General features: G+C 64.9%; 18 protein-coding genes. 6 read left to right on the top strand and 12 right to left on the bottom strand.

The genetic code is table 11. From position 1 onward, the window contains the following. Positions 1–297: 297 nt before the first annotated feature. Positions 298–1,038: a bifunctional 2-polyprenyl-6-hydroxyphenol methylase/3-demethylubiquinol 3-O-methyltransferase UbiG gene (gene ubiG, locus AC1DWU_RS00005; protein ID WP_477147897.1), complete on the top strand. Its 741-nt coding sequence runs from the start codon at positions 298–300 to the stop codon at positions 1,036–1,038. Positions 1,039–1,048: 10 nt separating this feature from the next. Here the strand turns inward: ubiG and AC1DWU_RS00010 are convergent, their stop codons facing one another. Then, positions 1,049–1,294, bottom strand: a complete 246-nt coding sequence (locus tag AC1DWU_RS00010; protein ID WP_477147898.1) for a hypothetical protein — start codon at positions 1,292–1,294, stop codon at positions 1,049–1,051. Positions 1,295–1,472: 178 nt separating this feature from the next. Here AC1DWU_RS00010 and AC1DWU_RS00015 point away from each other — a divergent pair, with 178 nt between their 5' ends. Further along, a complete protein-coding gene (locus AC1DWU_RS00015) occupies positions 1,473–1,679 on the top strand; it encodes a YgaP family membrane protein (RefSeq protein ID WP_477147899.1) in 207 nt (68 codons plus the stop codon). Further along, positions 1,679–2,188, top strand: coding sequence for an RNA polymerase sigma factor (locus AC1DWU_RS00020; protein WP_477147900.1), 510 nt, complete (start codon positions 1,679–1,681; stop codon positions 2,186–2,188). Before AC1DWU_RS00015 ends, AC1DWU_RS00020 begins: the two co-directional genes overlap by 1 nt. On the opposite strand, the gene AC1DWU_RS00025 is transcribed toward AC1DWU_RS00020, so the two are convergent. Genes AC1DWU_RS00025 through AC1DWU_RS00040 form a run of 4 tightly spaced genes read right to left on the bottom strand, consistent with a single transcriptional unit; the run spans position 2,185 to position 4,505 of the window. Beyond that, positions 2,185–2,610 (bottom strand): DUF1178 family protein, encoded by a 426-nt coding sequence (locus tag AC1DWU_RS00025; protein WP_477147901.1) that lies wholly within the window; start codon positions 2,608–2,610, stop codon positions 2,185–2,187. The two genes, AC1DWU_RS00020 and AC1DWU_RS00025, sit on opposite strands and share 4 nt — an antisense overlap. Beyond that, on the bottom strand, positions 2,607–3,470 hold the full coding sequence (locus AC1DWU_RS00030) for a carbon-nitrogen hydrolase family protein (RefSeq protein WP_477147902.1): 864 nt from the start codon (positions 3,468–3,470) through the stop codon (positions 2,607–2,609). The genes AC1DWU_RS00025 and AC1DWU_RS00030 overlap by 4 nt, the downstream gene beginning before the upstream one ends. Positions 3,471–3,479: 9 nt before the next feature. Beyond that, a complete protein-coding gene (gene grxC / locus AC1DWU_RS00035; RefSeq protein WP_477147903.1) occupies positions 3,480–3,734 on the bottom strand; it encodes a glutaredoxin 3 in 255 nt (84 codons plus the stop codon). A 33-nt stretch (positions 3,735–3,767) separates the two neighbouring features. Continuing rightward, positions 3,768–4,505, bottom strand: coding sequence for a ComF family protein (locus AC1DWU_RS00040; RefSeq protein ID WP_477147904.1), 738 nt, complete (start codon positions 4,503–4,505; stop codon positions 3,768–3,770). Positions 4,506–4,585: 80 nt separating this feature from the next. Here AC1DWU_RS00040 and AC1DWU_RS00045 point away from each other — a divergent pair, with 80 nt between their 5' ends. Further along, complete coding sequence (locus AC1DWU_RS00045; protein WP_477147905.1) at positions 4,586–5,440, top strand: malonyl-ACP O-methyltransferase BioC; 855 nt, start codon at positions 4,586–4,588, stop codon at positions 5,438–5,440. On the opposite strand, the gene AC1DWU_RS00050 is transcribed toward AC1DWU_RS00045, so the two are convergent. The 5 genes from AC1DWU_RS00050 to AC1DWU_RS00070 form a co-directional block, all read right to left on the bottom strand. Next, positions 5,437–5,637 (bottom strand): Flp family type IVb pilin, encoded by a 201-nt coding sequence (locus AC1DWU_RS00050; protein ID WP_477147906.1) that lies wholly within the window; start codon positions 5,635–5,637, stop codon positions 5,437–5,439. The two genes, AC1DWU_RS00045 and AC1DWU_RS00050, sit on opposite strands and share 4 nt — an antisense overlap. Before the next feature lie 8 nt (positions 5,638–5,645). Beyond that, positions 5,646–6,044 (bottom strand): (deoxy)nucleoside triphosphate pyrophosphohydrolase, encoded by a 399-nt coding sequence (locus AC1DWU_RS00055; RefSeq protein ID WP_477147907.1) that lies wholly within the window; start codon positions 6,042–6,044, stop codon positions 5,646–5,648. Beyond that, a complete protein-coding gene (locus tag AC1DWU_RS00060) occupies positions 6,041–6,805 on the bottom strand; it encodes a GNAT family N-acetyltransferase (protein WP_477147908.1) in 765 nt (254 codons plus the stop codon). Before AC1DWU_RS00060 ends, AC1DWU_RS00055 begins: the two co-directional genes overlap by 4 nt. Next, positions 6,805–8,037, bottom strand: a complete 1,233-nt coding sequence (gene argJ, locus AC1DWU_RS00065; protein ID WP_477147909.1) for a bifunctional glutamate N-acetyltransferase/amino-acid acetyltransferase ArgJ — start codon at positions 8,035–8,037, stop codon at positions 6,805–6,807. Before argJ ends, AC1DWU_RS00060 begins: the two co-directional genes overlap by 1 nt. 82 nt (positions 8,038–8,119) lie before the next feature. After that, a complete protein-coding gene (locus AC1DWU_RS00070) occupies positions 8,120–8,395 on the bottom strand; it encodes a hypothetical protein (protein ID WP_477147910.1) in 276 nt (91 codons plus the stop codon). A gap of 125 nt (positions 8,396–8,520) precedes the next feature. On the opposite strand from AC1DWU_RS00070, the gene AC1DWU_RS00075 reads away from it, so the two are divergent. After that, a complete protein-coding gene (locus AC1DWU_RS00075; RefSeq protein WP_477147911.1) occupies positions 8,521–9,114 on the top strand; it encodes a TetR/AcrR family transcriptional regulator in 594 nt (197 codons plus the stop codon). Positions 9,115–9,167: 53 nt separating this feature from the next. Here AC1DWU_RS00075 and AC1DWU_RS00080 read toward each other — a convergent pair whose 3' ends face one another. Beyond that, entirely contained in the window at positions 9,168–10,121 is a 954-nt protein-coding gene (locus AC1DWU_RS00080; protein WP_477147912.1) for a peptidylprolyl isomerase, read from the bottom strand. Between the two features lie 200 nt (positions 10,122–10,321). Here AC1DWU_RS00080 and secA point away from each other — a divergent pair, with 200 nt between their 5' ends. After that, a complete protein-coding gene (gene secA, locus AC1DWU_RS00085; RefSeq protein ID WP_477147913.1) occupies positions 10,322–13,096 on the top strand; it encodes a preprotein translocase subunit SecA in 2,775 nt (924 codons plus the stop codon). 72 nt (positions 13,097–13,168) lie between these two features. On the opposite strand, the gene AC1DWU_RS00090 is transcribed toward secA, so the two are convergent. Next, positions 13,169–13,813, bottom strand: coding sequence for a Vgb family protein (locus AC1DWU_RS00090; protein WP_477147914.1), 645 nt, complete (start codon positions 13,811–13,813; stop codon positions 13,169–13,171). Positions 13,814–13,848 lie beyond the last annotated feature (35 nt).

Raw genomic sequence — 13,848 nt, forward strand, 5'->3', positions numbered from 1 at the left:
CCGCATCGAGCGACCCTCGCGTGATAGCGGCTTGACCGGCGAACCGGTCCTTGCCGTGATGGTTTCCGCCTGAACTGCAGCGACCCGCAGCCCACCCGGTCTCCCCCGCACCAACCACTCGTCATGATCTCGCTTCGGTGCAGCGGATGAGCGGGAGAATCGCATAGGTGGGGAGTGGGGGGATAGATCGGCGCAAGATTCTCGCAACGCCTTGTGCCGCCTCGGCATTGTGGCTCCGCAGCTACTGCGACGCCCGCACCTCTTGTTTCCACAACGGCGCGGACCGATAACCTCCCCATGACCGACACCACCATCAATCCCGACGAGATCGCCAAGTTCGCCGCCATGGCGGATGAGTGGTGGGATCCGAAGGGCAAGTTCAAACCGCTGCACAAGTTCAACCCGGTGCGGCTGGGTTATGTGCGCGACAAGGTGATCGCGCAGTTCGGCAAGGACAGCACGGTGCGCCGACCGCTCGAGGGCGTACGCATCCTCGATATCGGCTGTGGTGGCGGGCTGCTGAGTGAGCCGCTGGCCCGGCTGGGCGCGACAATGGTCGGCGTCGATGCCGGCGAGAAGAACATCCGCATCGCCGAACTGCATGCCAAGCAGTCTGGGCTCGATATCGACTATCGCGCTACCACGGCCGAAGCGCTGGACGCTTCGGGGGAGCGGTTCGATGTGGTGCTGAACATGGAAGTGGTGGAGCACGTGGACAACGTGCCGCTCTACATGAAGAGCTGTGCCAGCCTGGTGAAGCCGGGCGGCCTGCTGTTCACCGCCACCATCAACCGGACGCCGCGCGCCTATGCGCTTGCGATCATCGGGGCGGAGCGGGTTCTGGGCTGGCTGCCCAAGGGCACCCACGATTTCCGGAAGTTCCTGACGCCGGACGAGATCTCAGCGCTCTGCGCCCGCAATGGCCTGAAGGTCATCGACAAGACCGGCGTGGTGTTCCATCCGCTGGCCGACGAGTGGCGACAGAGCCGCGACCTCGGGGTCAACTACATGGTGCTGGCGGCAAAGCCTGCAGCCTGATCACGGTTGATCAGCCGACCACCAGAGTGTCGCGACCGTAGGCCAGCGTGATGGTGCCGCGGATCGGATGACCCGACAGGTCTTCGTCCCAGTAGAGGAACCAGCGGCCGGCGCCATAGGTGCGGTCCAATGCGTCTTCCACCGCGAAGTCGAACGGCTTCAGTGCCTTGAGGGCGGCCGACGCGGCGTCACTCATCACGGCGCGGATAGCGCCGCCGGTTGTGGTGGTCGCCGGGGTCAGGGTCGAATGGTGCATTCTATCCTCCTTCGGCAGCGCCTTGGGCGCCGTCTCTGGAGGCAAATCTGCGTCCGAGGCCTTGAACCGTGACTGAACGGCGCGAGTCAGGCGCCGTTCAGCGAAATAAACCTGCGATCACGCGCACCGTTCTGCCATTGCCGGCCCTCTTGTTCTGCGATGCAGCAAGGAGTGACGCATGTTCTATCGCAAGAATGTCTGGGCCTGGGAGCAACTCGTCCGTCTGATTGCCGGGACGGTGATGATCGGAGGCGGGCTGCTCTATCTGACCGGTTGGTCGGGATATGCCGTCGCCGCTACGGGTCTCTATCTGGCGCTGACAGGCATGTTCGGCTATTGCCCGGCCTGCGCCATGATCGGCCGAAAGCCCGTCGACAAGACCTGATGCCGCCAAGGGACCTCATCGCTTCCGCCAGGAACGGCGACGCCGCCGCGATCACGTCGCTGCTCGCGGCGGCCCAGCCGGACATCCGCCGCTACGCCCGCGCCGCCTGCCAAACCGCTGATGTCGACGACGCCGTCCAGGATGCGCTTTGTCTGCTGCACCGCCGCATCGGCAGCCTGCGTGTCATCTCGGCCTTCTCGGGCTGGCTGTTTGCAGTGGTGCGGCATGAATGCATCAGGCTTGCCCGGCGTGGCTTCGGCCGCAGCGCGCCGTTGGAGGTCATCGAGAACCATGTCGACTTCGCCGTGCGGCCGGATCACGAACTGCGGCTCGACCTGGCTGCAGCCATCCAGTCGCTGCCGGCGCACTATCGGGAGGTTCTCATCCTGCGCGACCTGGAGGAACTGACCATCGACGAGATCGGCGCCCGTCTGGATGCGACGCGCGAGACGGTCAAGGCGCGGCTCCACCGCGCCCGCTCGCTGGCGCGCGAGTACCTGGCCCGCTAGTTCGCCTCGTCCGGCACATGTGGCAGCGGCAGGAAATCGACGCCGTCGTCGATCAGTTCGGCCACCTCGTCGCGCGTCGCTTCGCCGTAGATGCCGCGCGGGTCGGCTTCCTTGAAGTGGATCTTGCGGGCTTCCTCGGCGAACTTGTCGCCGACATAGTCGGCCTCGCTAGTGACCTTCTTGCGCATCACGCGCAGCATCTCGCGAATCTCGGCCTGCTGCGGATGGCCGCTCGACAGCGACACCTTGTCGGAGTTCATCCGCGACACCGCCGGCGCCATCAGCGCCTTTTCAACCCGCACGGAATTGCAGATCGGACAGGTGACAATGCCGCGCCCGGCCTGCTCATCGTAGGCTTCGGCGCTTTTGAACCAGGCGTCGAACTTGTGGGATCTGTCACAGACGAGCGAATAACTGATCACGCGGATACGTCCTCTCGGGCGAATACCGTCGGGCCCGAAGCGCCGAGGGTTAGCGAAAACGGACGGGCATTGGCAAGCGCCGGGACGCGCCCGCGCGCTTCATCCACTGCTGATAGATCGATGTCGGCAATCGCGATGCCCGGACCATCGCCACCGAGCTCGGCGACGATCTTGCCCCAGGGGTCGATGATCATCGAGTGGCCCCAGGTGGAGCGGCCATTTTCGTGCTTGCCGGCCTGCGCGGCGGCGATCACCCACGAGCCGGTTTCGATGGCGCGGGCGCGAAGCAGCACTTCCCAGTGCGCTTCGCCGGTGGGGACGGTGAAGGCGGCGGGCACAGAGATCACCTGCGCCCCGGCTTCCGCCAAGGCGCGATGCAGCGCCGGGAAGCGCACGTCGTAGCAGATGGTCATGCCAAGGTTGAAGCCCGGCCCATCGGTGACGACGGCGGCATCGCCACCGGCATAGGTCTCGCTCTCGCGGTACTGCTTCAGGCCGGGAAGCGTCGCGTCGAACAGGTGGATTTTGTCATAGGTCGCAGCGATCGAACCATCAGGCCGGAACAGCACCGACCGATTGGCGAAGCGCCCGTCTGGCAGCGCCACGGCGAGCGAGCCGAGGTGCAGACTCACCCCGAGCTTCTTCGCGATACCGCTGGCGCGGGCGATGGCCGGGTTGTTCTCCCACAGACCGGCGACGGACTTCAGCCCATCCCGATTCTCGGCGAACACTACCGTTACCTCCGGCGATAGCAGATAGGTCGCGCCCTGCCCGGCAGCCTCGGCAGCCAGCTGCTCGAGCTGATCGAGATTGGGACCCGGCTGGGTGCCCGAAGTCATCTGCAGGGCGGCGGCGCGCATCTTCACGTCCTAGCTGGCGAGCAGCGGATCGAGCTGGCCGCCACGATCGAGCGCCGCCATGTCATCATAGCCGCCGACATGCGTCTCGCCCACGAAGATCTGTGGCACGGTACGCCGGCCGTGCGCCCGCTGCACCATCGCCATGCGGGTGTCGGGATCGTCGGCATCGACCTCCTCATATTCGACGCCCTTTTCGTCCAGCAGCGACTTGGCGGCGTGGCAATAGGGGCACCATTGGGTCGTATAAATTTCTACCTTTTTCATCTCACCTACAGAAGCGCTGGGATTTGTTGAGTTCTATATGGGGAGTTCGGCGCCTGTCACAACGCGTGCGAACGAGATCACATCGATTTTGATCAACCCGGCCCGCTTGAGCACGCGGGTGATCGCCTTGACCGTTGAGCCAGTGGTGATGACGTCGTCGACCAGCACCACGCCGCGCCCCTTGAGCCGGCGCAACGCCTCCGGGTGCGCGGTGAAGGCGCCGGCGACATTGCGCTGACGCGCATCGGCGGAGAGCCCGACCTGCTGGCGGGTGCGGCGGGTGCGGGCGACGAGGCCGGTATCGACGGGCAATCCGGTGAGCCGGCCGAGGGCGCGGGCCAGCTCGGTGGACTGGTTGTAGCGCCGCTCGAACTGCCGCCAGCGATGGAGCGGCACCGGCACGAGCACCGGCTGTTCAGCCCAGAATTCGGAGCCTGCCGGCGCCATCAGCCGGGCGCAGAACCCGGCGAGTTCCGGCCGGTCGCCGTATTTGAGGCGGCTGACGATGGCGCGGGCGACCTCGTTGTAGAGCACCGCCGAGCGGGCCCGGTCGAAGGGCGGCGGGTCGGCGATGGCTTCGGCGGAACGCGCGTCGGGGCCAAGCGAGACCTCGAATGGCAGGCCTAATACCGGGCAATAGGGGGCTGAAATCGGCCGAAGCTTTGCAAAGCACCGGGGACAGAGGGCGGAATGCACGGCGGTCGGCGCACCGCAATCGAGGCAGGTCGGCGGATAGACCAGATCGAGCAAAGCGCCTCCCAGCCGCACCATAGCAGCCGATCCCGCTTTGACTTTGCCCAGCCCCAATTCCATAACGCCCACGAGCTTATGAGACCGAGCGCGCATTGACTATGGCCCTGCCCCCGAAGGTTTTCGACCGCACGCTGATCGCCGAACACCTGGGGCGGCGTCCGGCCGAGCCCGATGATTTCGTCACCCAGCTGGCGCTCGACGACCTGGCGTCGCGGCTGATTACGGTATCGCGCGATTTCGAGCAGGCGCTGATCATGGCGCCGGATGGCTCGCGGTTGCCGCTGATGGGACGCTCGGCCAGCGGCGCGTTCGCCTTCGAGCGGGTCTCGACGGTGCTTGGCTCTGACGACGCACCGCTGGTCGACCCCGAGGCTCTGCTGCTGCCGCGCGAGGACTACGACCTGATCGTCTCGCTGTTCGACCTGCAGGTGACGAACGACGTACCGGGCTTCCTCGCCCGCATCCGCGCGCATTTGCGGCCCGACGGGCTGATGATCGCCGCCGCGCTCGGGGGCGACAGCCTGACCGAGCTGCGGCAGGCATTCCTGCGCGCCGATGCTGAGGCTTCGGGTGGCGCTTTTGCCCGGGTCGCGCCGTTCATCCCGCTGGCCGATGCCGGCGGGCTGCTGCAGCGTTCGGGCTATGCGCTGCCGGTGACTGATCTCGAGACCTACCCGGTGCGATATGCCGATGCGCTGCGATTGATGCGGGAGCTGAAGGGGATGGGCGCGCAGAACCCGTTGGCCGATCGGCCCGGGCGAATGGCGACGAAGTCGTTGCTGGCCGCGGCCTCGGCAGCTTATGCAGAACTTGCGGGGGATCCCGATGGCCGGGTGCGGGCGACGCTGGAGATCATCTGGCTGAGCGGCTGGGCCCCGCACGAAAGCCAGCAGAAGCCGCTGCGCCCGGGCAGCGCCACGGTGCGACTCAAGGACGTGTTGGGAAAGAGCTAGAGACCTTCGATGTTGTCGAGTTGCTCACCCGAGCGGCTGGAGACATAGTCGAACAGCGTGCTCACGCTGCCGCCCGTCAGTGTCAACGCGATCAGCATACCCACGGCGACGAGGCCGGCGATCAGTCCGTATTCGATAGCGGTGGCCCCGCTCTCGTCACTGACAAAGCACCTGACCTGTGCACAAAGACCCGTCATCACCACCCTCAGAGCAGATCGCAGAGCGGCGCGATCAGCGGTTCATCGGCCGGCGGCATGGGAAAGTCACGCAGAGCCTGCGGGCGCACCCATTTCAGGGCGGCATGCTCGCGAGCTTCAGGGACGCCCTGCCACTTCCGGCAGACGTAAAGTGGCATCAGAAGATGAAAGTTTTCGTAAGAGTGGGATGCAAAGCTTAACGGAGCAAGGCACGCGCTCTGGGTGGAAATACCGAGTTCTTCTTCCAGTTCCCGGATCAGCGCCGCTTCAGGACTTTCGCCTTCCTCGAGCTTGCCGCCGGGGAATTCCCACAGGCCCGCCAATTGCTTGCCTTGTGGTCTCTGCGCGATCAGCACCCGCCGATCGGCATCGATCAGCGCGCAGGCGACGACCAGCTGGATCCTCACCCGCGACCCCAATCGGGCGCACGCCGGTAGATGTACTGGTAGACTTCGCCGAAGCCGAGCGAGCCGTAGAGGTTCAGCGCCGGCGCATTGTTGGCCAGCACCTGGATGGCCGAGTGGGTGGCCCCCATCGAGCGCACCCAATTGAGCGCCGCGCCCATCACCGCCCGGCCATAGCCCATGCCGCGGGCGCTCGGATGGGTGACGACGTTGAGATAGATGCCGATGCCGCTGGCAACCGCTGACAATGCCGCCGCCACCGGCAAGCCCGCCTTGTGATAGACGAGGACGCCCTTGGCCTCGCAGGCGATGCCGCCAAGAATGGCGGTCAGCGCGTCCATGGTTGACTGGTCGTAGCCGGACATATGCGACTGAGCCTTGATCCATTCAGGATCGGTCGGCTCGAAATAGCGGGCATGGAAATCGAGCGGGAAATCCTCGTCCGGCATCTCCATCGCCATCACGAGGCTCGGCTCGAACTCCTCCCACAGCAGCCCATCCAGGACCTCGACGATCTCGGGCGCGGTGAGCGGGGTGACGCGAAACACCGGCGGGATGCGGTGGCGCTTCGACAGCTCGGCGAGCCGCATCAGCCGCAGTTCCGCATAGCCGCCATCGCTCAGATCGAGGCAATGGATGGAGTTGGCGCGCTTGGTATAGCCGCGTGCATAGCGCCACTGCCACAGCCCATCCTGCGCCTGCTTGAGGGCCGGCCATGCCGTGAGGGTCGCGCCCTCGATCTGACTGACGCTGAGCGGGACCATCAGGACCTGTAATCGCCGTTGATAGTGATGTAGCCGTGCGTCAGGTCGCAGGTGTAAACGGTCGCCGTTCCAGCGCCGAGGCCGAGGCCGACGCGCACCTCGATATCCTCGTTCTTCATGTAGGCGCTGGTCGCGGCTTCATTGTAGGCGGGGTCGCGCTCGCCCTGGGTGGCGACGCGGATATCGCCGAAGCTGATCTCGAGTTTGTCGCGATCCGCCGGCTCGCCGGCCTTGCCCACCGCCATGACGATGCGGCCCCAGTTGGCGTCCTCGCCGGCAATTGCGGTCTTGACCAGCGGCGAGTTGGCGATCGACTGGGCGATGCGGAACGCGCTCTTGTCGCTGCTGGCACCCTCGACGGTGACGGTGACCATCTTGGTAGCGCCCTCGCCGTCGCGCACCACGTCAATCGCGAGTTCGTGCAGCACGTCGGCCAGCGCCTCGGCGAACACCTCCGCACGGGGATCGGTGGCGGAAGAGATCGGCGCGATGTCGGCCTTGCCGGTGGCGAAGACGAGGCAGGTATCGGAAGTCGAGGTGTCGCTGTCGACAGTCACTGAGTTGAAGCTGGTGTCGATCGCCGGCTGCAGCAGGCCCTGCAGCACGTCGGCGGCAATCGGTGCGTCAGTGAACACGAAGCTCAGCATGGTCGCCATGTCGGGGGCGATCATGCCCGAGCCCTTGGCGATTCCGGAAATCACAACTGGCACGCCGTCGAACTCGACGGTGGCGGTGGCCACCTTGGCAAAGGTGTCGGTGGTCATGATTGCCTTGGCGGCATCCATCCACGGCCCCGGCGCAAGGCGCATCGCCATGTCGGAGGTGACGCCGGCGAACTTCTGCGCATCGAGCGGCTCGCCGATCACCCCGGTGGAGGCGAGGAAGATTTCAGCCGGGGCGACGCCCAGGGCGTTGGAGACGATCTCAGCCGACAGCGCTACCGAAGCGCGGCCCTTCTGGCCGGTGAAGGCGTTGGCGTTGCCCGAATTGACCAGCAGCGCGCGGGCTTTGCCGCCCCCGAGGTTCTGCCGGCACCAGTCGACGGCGGCCGAGGGGCACTTCGAACGGGTGAGGACACCGGCAACAACAGTTCCTTCGTCCATGGCGACGAGCAGAACGTCTGTACGATTCTTGTATTTGATCCCGGCTTCGGCCGTCGCGAACCGAACTCCGGCGACATCCGGCAGTTCCGGGTAAGTCTTGGGCGCGAGGGGAGAGACGGGATGGGCCATGTTGCGTCCTATACGGCGTCAATAGGCCCATCCGTTTGCCTCAAGCCTCGATCTGAAGCAAGTCGCAATCAGTTCGATCGGTTCAGCGCTTGCCGGTCGCAATAAAGCGGCCGAAACGCGTCTGGATCGTCGGAATGATGAAGTAGACCATCGCGATCACCATCAGTGGCGCGACGATGAAGTTGCGCTCCCACACGGGCCAGCCTTCGGTGAACGGTGCGACGAGGTAGATGAGCCCGGTGATCACCGGATAGACGGCGACGAGCGTGAGCAGTGCCAGCCGGGTCCGCATGGCGAGCGTCGGACCCGCGGGCTTGGTGGAAGCGACTGCGCTGGCGGCGGTGGATTGAACGGTCATTTCGATATCCCATATAAACGGTACGGCTCGTTACATAACGAAACGGTACGTAACGTTCAAGTGGATGCACGTCGCTATTTGGTGTATCCCAGCCATGCATCGCCCACAGGGCACCAGTGAGAGACATGTCCACCACCGACAGCCAGCCAAGAAAGTCCATCGGCGCCGCCCGCAACCCGGATAGCCATGAGGCGATCCTTGCGGCGGCCGAAGAGATTTTCTGCGAGTCCGGCTACGCTGGCTTCTCGATCGAGGCAGTGGCGCGGCGGGCCCGCGCCGGCAAGCCCACGATCTATCGCTGGTGGCCATCGAAGGCGCACTTGCTGCTCGACGTCTACACCCGGCTCAAAAGCTCACGCATGCCAGACCCGGACACGGGGACGCTCGAAGGCGATATCCGCACCTTCTTGACCGAACTGGTGCGCTTCTGGTCCGGCAACACCGGCGGGGTATACCGCTCGCTGATTGCCGAAGCCCAGGCGGACGCCAAGGCGGCCGAGGCGCTGCAGGCCTATTCGGTCGAGCGAACCCTACACACCGCCTCGATATTCGAGCGTGCCAAGGCGCGCGGCGAGATGCGCGCCGATGCCGACAGCCTGGCGGCTTCCGACCTGATGTCGGCCTATGCCTGGAAGCTGCTGCTGACCGACCGGCTCGCGAACCAGTCCGACATCATAGACAAGGTCACCTCCATCCTGGTCCGCGGCCTCGTCGCATAAGAAAACCCCGGCCAGGGCCGGGGTTCTCAATGACGTTGCGGTGCAGGGAGGCCTTACGGCGCGGTGCCGGCTTCGCCTTCGGCCTGAGGCGCCGACTGCTTCTTGACGCCTTCGGCGAGCGCGGCATCCGGAATGTCGATCTTCAGGTCCTTCTTAAGCGCTGCGACGGACTCGTCGAACGCCTTGAACATCACCTGCTGGCCGAGCTGCTGCTGCACCTGCTCGATCGGCGGCGGCGAGCTCATGCGCTTTTCCTCGACCTTGATGATGTGCCAGCCGAACTGGCTCTGCACCGGGTCGGAAATCTTGCCCGGCTCGAGCGTAAACGCCACTGCCTCGAACTCGGGGACCATCATGCCCTTGGAAAAGAAGCCCAGGTCGCCGCCGTTCTGCTTGCCCGACGGGTCGGTGGTCTTTTCCATGGCCAGCACTTCGAACGGCTTGCCGCCGTCGAGTTCGGCCTTGATGGCCTTTGCCTCTTCCTCGGTGGCAACGAGGATGTGGCGCGCGTGCACTTCCTCGACCGGCTTGAAGTCCTTCACGAACAGGTCGTAGGCCGCCTTGATCGAGTCCTCGGTGACCGAAGCGGCGACCTTCTGGGTGAAATAGTCGCGGCGCAGCGAGCGATCCTCGAGGTAGGCCATGCGGCGCTTGAACAGGTCGGTATCGGCCATGCCGGCTTCTTTTGCCGCCTTGGCCATCACTTTCATGTCAATCAGCACGGTGACGAGGAAGGCGCGGCGCTCTTCGGGCGGCACCTGCTGCAGCTCCTGCTGCAGATCCTCGGCGGCAAAGGTAAGGTCCGCCTCGGTAATCGTCAGGTCGCCAACGGTGGCGACGACGGTTTCCGGGGTGGCCGCGGGGGCGGCCGGAGCGGCGGCGGCGGGGGCTGCGGCGTCCTGCGCGAATGCGGCGACGGGGGCAAGACTGAGAGCCGTTCCCAGCAACAAAGTGCCGGCCAGGGTCTTCAGAACTTTATGGAAACCCCGCGGGGCGTGGTCGTTCATTGGGAATTCTCCTCGTATGGCGCAGAGCCCCCGGCCCGCGGCGGGGGAGGTTTCGCCCATTTGCGTTCCGTTGACAAGCAAAACACCCGCTCTTACATGTCGCACCACTTCAAAGAGTGTTGACGGGTGAGGACCCGCCGCCCTGCCGGGAACATGGTTCGGCCAAAGGCCGCCCCGGACAAGAAATCAAAGGACATAGAATGGTGCTCGCTGCGCTCGCCAAGGCGATCTTCGGTTCGGCCAATGATCGGCAGGTGAAGAAGTACCTGCCCCGGGTCGCCGCGATCAACGCGCTGGAGCCTGAGTTCGAAAAGCTCACTGACGACGAGCTGAAGGCCAAGACCGTTGAATTCCGGGCCCTGCTGGCCGAGGGCAAGACCCTGGACGATATCCTGGAGCCGGCCTTCGCCACGGTACGCGAGGCGTCGAAACGCGTGCTCGGCATGCGCCACTTCGACGTGCAGCTGATCGGCGGCATGGTGCTGAACAACCGCTCGATCGCCGAGATGAAGACCGGTGAAGGCAAGACCCTAGTGGCGACGCTGGCGGTTTATCTCAATGCCCTGCCCGGCAAGGGCGTGCACCTCGTCACCGTCAACGACTACCTGGTGCGCCGCGATCTGGCCTGGATGGGTCAGATCTATCGCTTCCTCGGGCTCACCACGGGCATCATCGTCCACGGTCTCGACGACGCCGAGCGCAAGGCCTCCTACGCTGCCGATATCACCTACGGCACCAATAACGAGTTCGGCTTCGACTACCTGCGCGACAACATGAAATACAGCCGCGACCAGATGGTGCAGCGCGGCCACGAATACGCCATCGTCGACGAAGTGGACTCGATCCTCATCGACGAAGCGCGCACCCCGCTGATTATTTCCGGCCCTTCCGCCGACCGCTCCTCGCTCTACGAGATGGCGGACCTCTTGATTCCGGTCCTCGGCGAGGGCGACTACGAGATAGACGAGAAGCAGCGCTCTGCCACCTTCACCGACCAGGGCATCGAAAAGCTCGAGGCGGCCCTGATCGAGAACGGCCAGCTCAAGGGTGAGAACCTCTACGACATCGAGAACGTGGCGCTTGTGCACCACCTCAACTCGGCGTTGCGCGCTCACAAGATGTTCCAGCGCGAGAAGGACTACATCGTCCGCAACGACGAAGTGGTGATCATCGACGAGTTCACCGGCCGCATGATGCCGGGCCGCCGCTATTCGGAAGGCCTGCACCAGGCGCTGGAGGCCAAGGAGCACGTCAAGATCCAGGCCGAGAACCAGACGCTCGCCTCGATCACCTTCCAGAACTACTTCCGCCTCTACAAGAAGCTGGCCGGCATGACCGGTACGGCGGCGACCGAGGCCGAGGAATTCGGCGACATCTACGGCCTGACCGTGACCTCGATTCCGACCAACGTGCCGGTCCGGCGCGAGGACGAAGACGACGCGATCTTCCGTACCGCCGCCGAGAAGTTCGACGAGATCGCCAACCTGATCGTCGATGCCCGCACGCGTGGCCAGCCGATCCTCGTGGGCACCACCTCTATCGAGAAATCTGAGATGCTGGCCGAACTGCTGCGCCAGAAGGGGATCAAGGACATCGCGGTGCTGAATGCCCGTCACCACGAGCAGGAAGCCCAGATCGTCGCGGACGCCGGTGTTTCAGGTGCGGTGACCATCGCCACCAACATGGCCGGCCGCGGTACCGACATCCAGCTCGGCGGCAACCTCGAGATGCGCATCGAGCGCGAGACCCAGGGCCTCGAAGGCGCCGAGCGCGAAGCGGCGATCGAAGAGATCAAGCGCACCATCGCCGTGGACAAGGCCAAGGTGCTGGCCGCCGGCGGCCTCTACATCGTCGGCACCGAGCGGCACGAAAGCCGCCGCATCGACAACCAGCTGCGCGGCCGTGCCGGCCGCCAGGGCGACCCGGGCCATTCGAAGTTCTTCCTGAGCCTGCAGGACGATCTGATGCGTATCTTCCCGGTGGAGTCGATGGACTCGATGCTGGGCAAGCTCGGTCTGGAGCAAGGCGAGTCGATCACCCATCCGTGGGTCACCAAGGCCATCGAGCGTGCCCAGGCCCGCGTCGAAGCCCGCAACTTCGACATCCGCAAAAACATCCTGAAGTACGACGACGTGATGAACGATCAGCGCAAGGCGATCTTTACCGAACGTCTCGAGCTGATGGACAGCGAGGACGTCGCCGAGACGGTCGCCGAGATGCGCCACCAGGTGGTGGACGACATCATCGCCAAGGCCATCCCCGACCGCTCGTACCCCGAGCAGTGGAAAATCGAGCAGCTCGAAGCTGCCGGCAAGACCTACCTCAACGTCGACCTGCCGGTTGAGAGCTGGACGCATGAGGAAGGCATCGACGTCGAGGACGTGCGCGAGCGCATCATCAAGGCCGCCGACGAATTCGCCGCTGCCAAGGTCGCCCGCTATTCGCCCGACATCATGCGCCAGGTGGAAAAGTCGATCCTCCTGCAGTCGATCGATGGTTTGTGGCGCGAGCACCTCGTTACACTCGATCACCTCAGCAAGGTGGTCGGCTGGCGCGGCCTCGCCCAGCGAGACCCGCTGAACGAATACAAGCGCGAGGCGTTCGAACTGTTCGAGCAGTTGCTCACCAGCCTCCGCGAACTGGTGACGACGCAGCTCAGCCACGTCGAAATCCAGATGCGTCAGCCGACGCCGCCGCTGCCGAATTTCGACGGTCTCGATGAGATCCATATCGACCCGACCACCGGCGAGAACGATGCCGAGAGCGACTTCACCGGCACCATGCCCCGCGCCCTCGGGCCGGCACCCAGCCTTGCCGCCTTCGCCGCGGCTGGCGCCGCTGCCGGCGCCGATGTGATCGAGGCCGACCCGGCACTGAAGCCGATCGACCCCAAGCTGCTGGTCGGCGTGTCGCGCAATGCCCCCTGCCCCTGCGGCTCGGGCAAGAAGTTCAAGCACTGCCACGGCGCGTTCTGACGCTGTCGCAGGACTGAATAATCAATCGGCCGGTTCCTCGCGGGACCGGCCGATTTCCTTTCGCGGGAAACGTCAGGCGGTAGCGGGTTCGCGCTTCGGACGGCGGACCGCCCGCACCTTGCCGATATTGTTGCCGCCACAGAAGAACCGGTCGCCGCCGTCGGATTCGAGGCCAGAGACACCGGCTCCGGGCGGCATGTCGAGCTGTTCCAGCACTTCGCCCGAGTGCGGATCGACGCGCCGCAGCTCGCTTTGGCCATCCTCGAGCGTGGCGTGCCAGAGGTCGCCGTCCGCCCAGGTCACGCCGGTGACGAAGCGATTGGAATTGATGGTCCTGAGCACTGCGCCGGTCTCGGGATCGACCTGCAGGATCTGCTTGCCGCGATACTGCCCGACCCACAGCGAACCCTCCGCCCAGGCGAGGCCCGAGCCACCACCCGGCGAGGGAATGGTCTTGACGACGCGTCCGCTGCGCGGGTCGATCTTCTGGATTACGTCCTCGGCCAGCTGATAGAGGTGCTCACCATCGAAGGTCGTGCCGGCATGCGCCGCAACCTCGATCGTCCGCACCGGCTCGCCGCTCTCAGGATCGAAGGCGTTGATCCGGTCGCCCGAGGCGAACCACACATTGGTGCCGTCGAAGGTGACCCCGGCCACCGAGTCGACACCGGGGAACGGACCGTACTCGCGAACAATCTCGGCATGCGCATGCTTCATCGGACTAGCCTCTCGTTGAATTGCTTCCGACGCAA

This window comes from Devosia sp. P2_G7, assembly GCF_056403495.1.

Bases quoted from the DNA above. Each gene is read 5' to 3' on its own strand.
- AC1DWU_RS00015 (WP_477147899.1), top strand. From the start codon at position 1,473: ATGTTCTATCGCAAGAATGTCTGGGCCTGGGAGCAACTCGTCCGTCTG.
- secA (WP_477147913.1), top strand. From the start codon at position 10,322: ATGGTGCTCGCTGCGCTCGCCAAGGCGATCTTCGGTTCGGCCAATGAT.
- AC1DWU_RS00050 (WP_477147906.1), bottom strand. From the start codon at position 5,637: ATGACGGGTCTTTGTGCACAGGTCAGGTGCTTTGTCAGTGACGAGAGC.
- AC1DWU_RS00010 (WP_477147898.1), bottom strand. From the start codon at position 1,294: ATGCACCATTCGACCCTGACCCCGGCGACCACCACAACCGGCGGCGCT.
- AC1DWU_RS00045 (WP_477147905.1), top strand. From the start codon at position 4,586: ATGGCCCTGCCCCCGAAGGTTTTCGACCGCACGCTGATCGCCGAACAC.
- AC1DWU_RS00080 (WP_477147912.1), bottom strand. From the start codon at position 10,121: ATGAACGACCACGCCCCGCGGGGTTTCCATAAAGTTCTGAAGACCCTG.
- grxC (WP_477147903.1), bottom strand. From the start codon at position 3,734: ATGAAAAAGGTAGAAATTTATACGACCCAATGGTGCCCCTATTGCCAC.
- AC1DWU_RS00075 (WP_477147911.1), top strand. From the start codon at position 8,521: ATGTCCACCACCGACAGCCAGCCAAGAAAGTCCATCGGCGCCGCCCGC.
- AC1DWU_RS00090 (WP_477147914.1), bottom strand. From the start codon at position 13,813: ATGAAGCATGCGCATGCCGAGATTGTTCGCGAGTACGGTCCGTTCCCC.
- AC1DWU_RS00040 (WP_477147904.1), bottom strand. From the start codon at position 4,505: ATGGTGCGGCTGGGAGGCGCTTTGCTCGATCTGGTCTATCCGCCGACC.
- ubiG (WP_477147897.1), top strand. From the start codon at position 298: ATGACCGACACCACCATCAATCCCGACGAGATCGCCAAGTTCGCCGCC.
- argJ (WP_477147909.1), bottom strand. From the start codon at position 8,037: ATGGCCCATCCCGTCTCTCCCCTCGCGCCCAAGACTTACCCGGAACTG.
- AC1DWU_RS00060 (WP_477147908.1), bottom strand. From the start codon at position 6,805: ATGGTCCCGCTCAGCGTCAGTCAGATCGAGGGCGCGACCCTCACGGCA.
- AC1DWU_RS00020 (WP_477147900.1), top strand. From the start codon at position 1,679: ATGCCGCCAAGGGACCTCATCGCTTCCGCCAGGAACGGCGACGCCGCC.
- AC1DWU_RS00070 (WP_477147910.1), bottom strand. From the start codon at position 8,395: ATGACCGTTCAATCCACCGCCGCCAGCGCAGTCGCTTCCACCAAGCCC.
- AC1DWU_RS00030 (WP_477147902.1), bottom strand. From the start codon at position 3,470: ATGCGCGCCGCCGCCCTGCAGATGACTTCGGGCACCCAGCCGGGTCCC.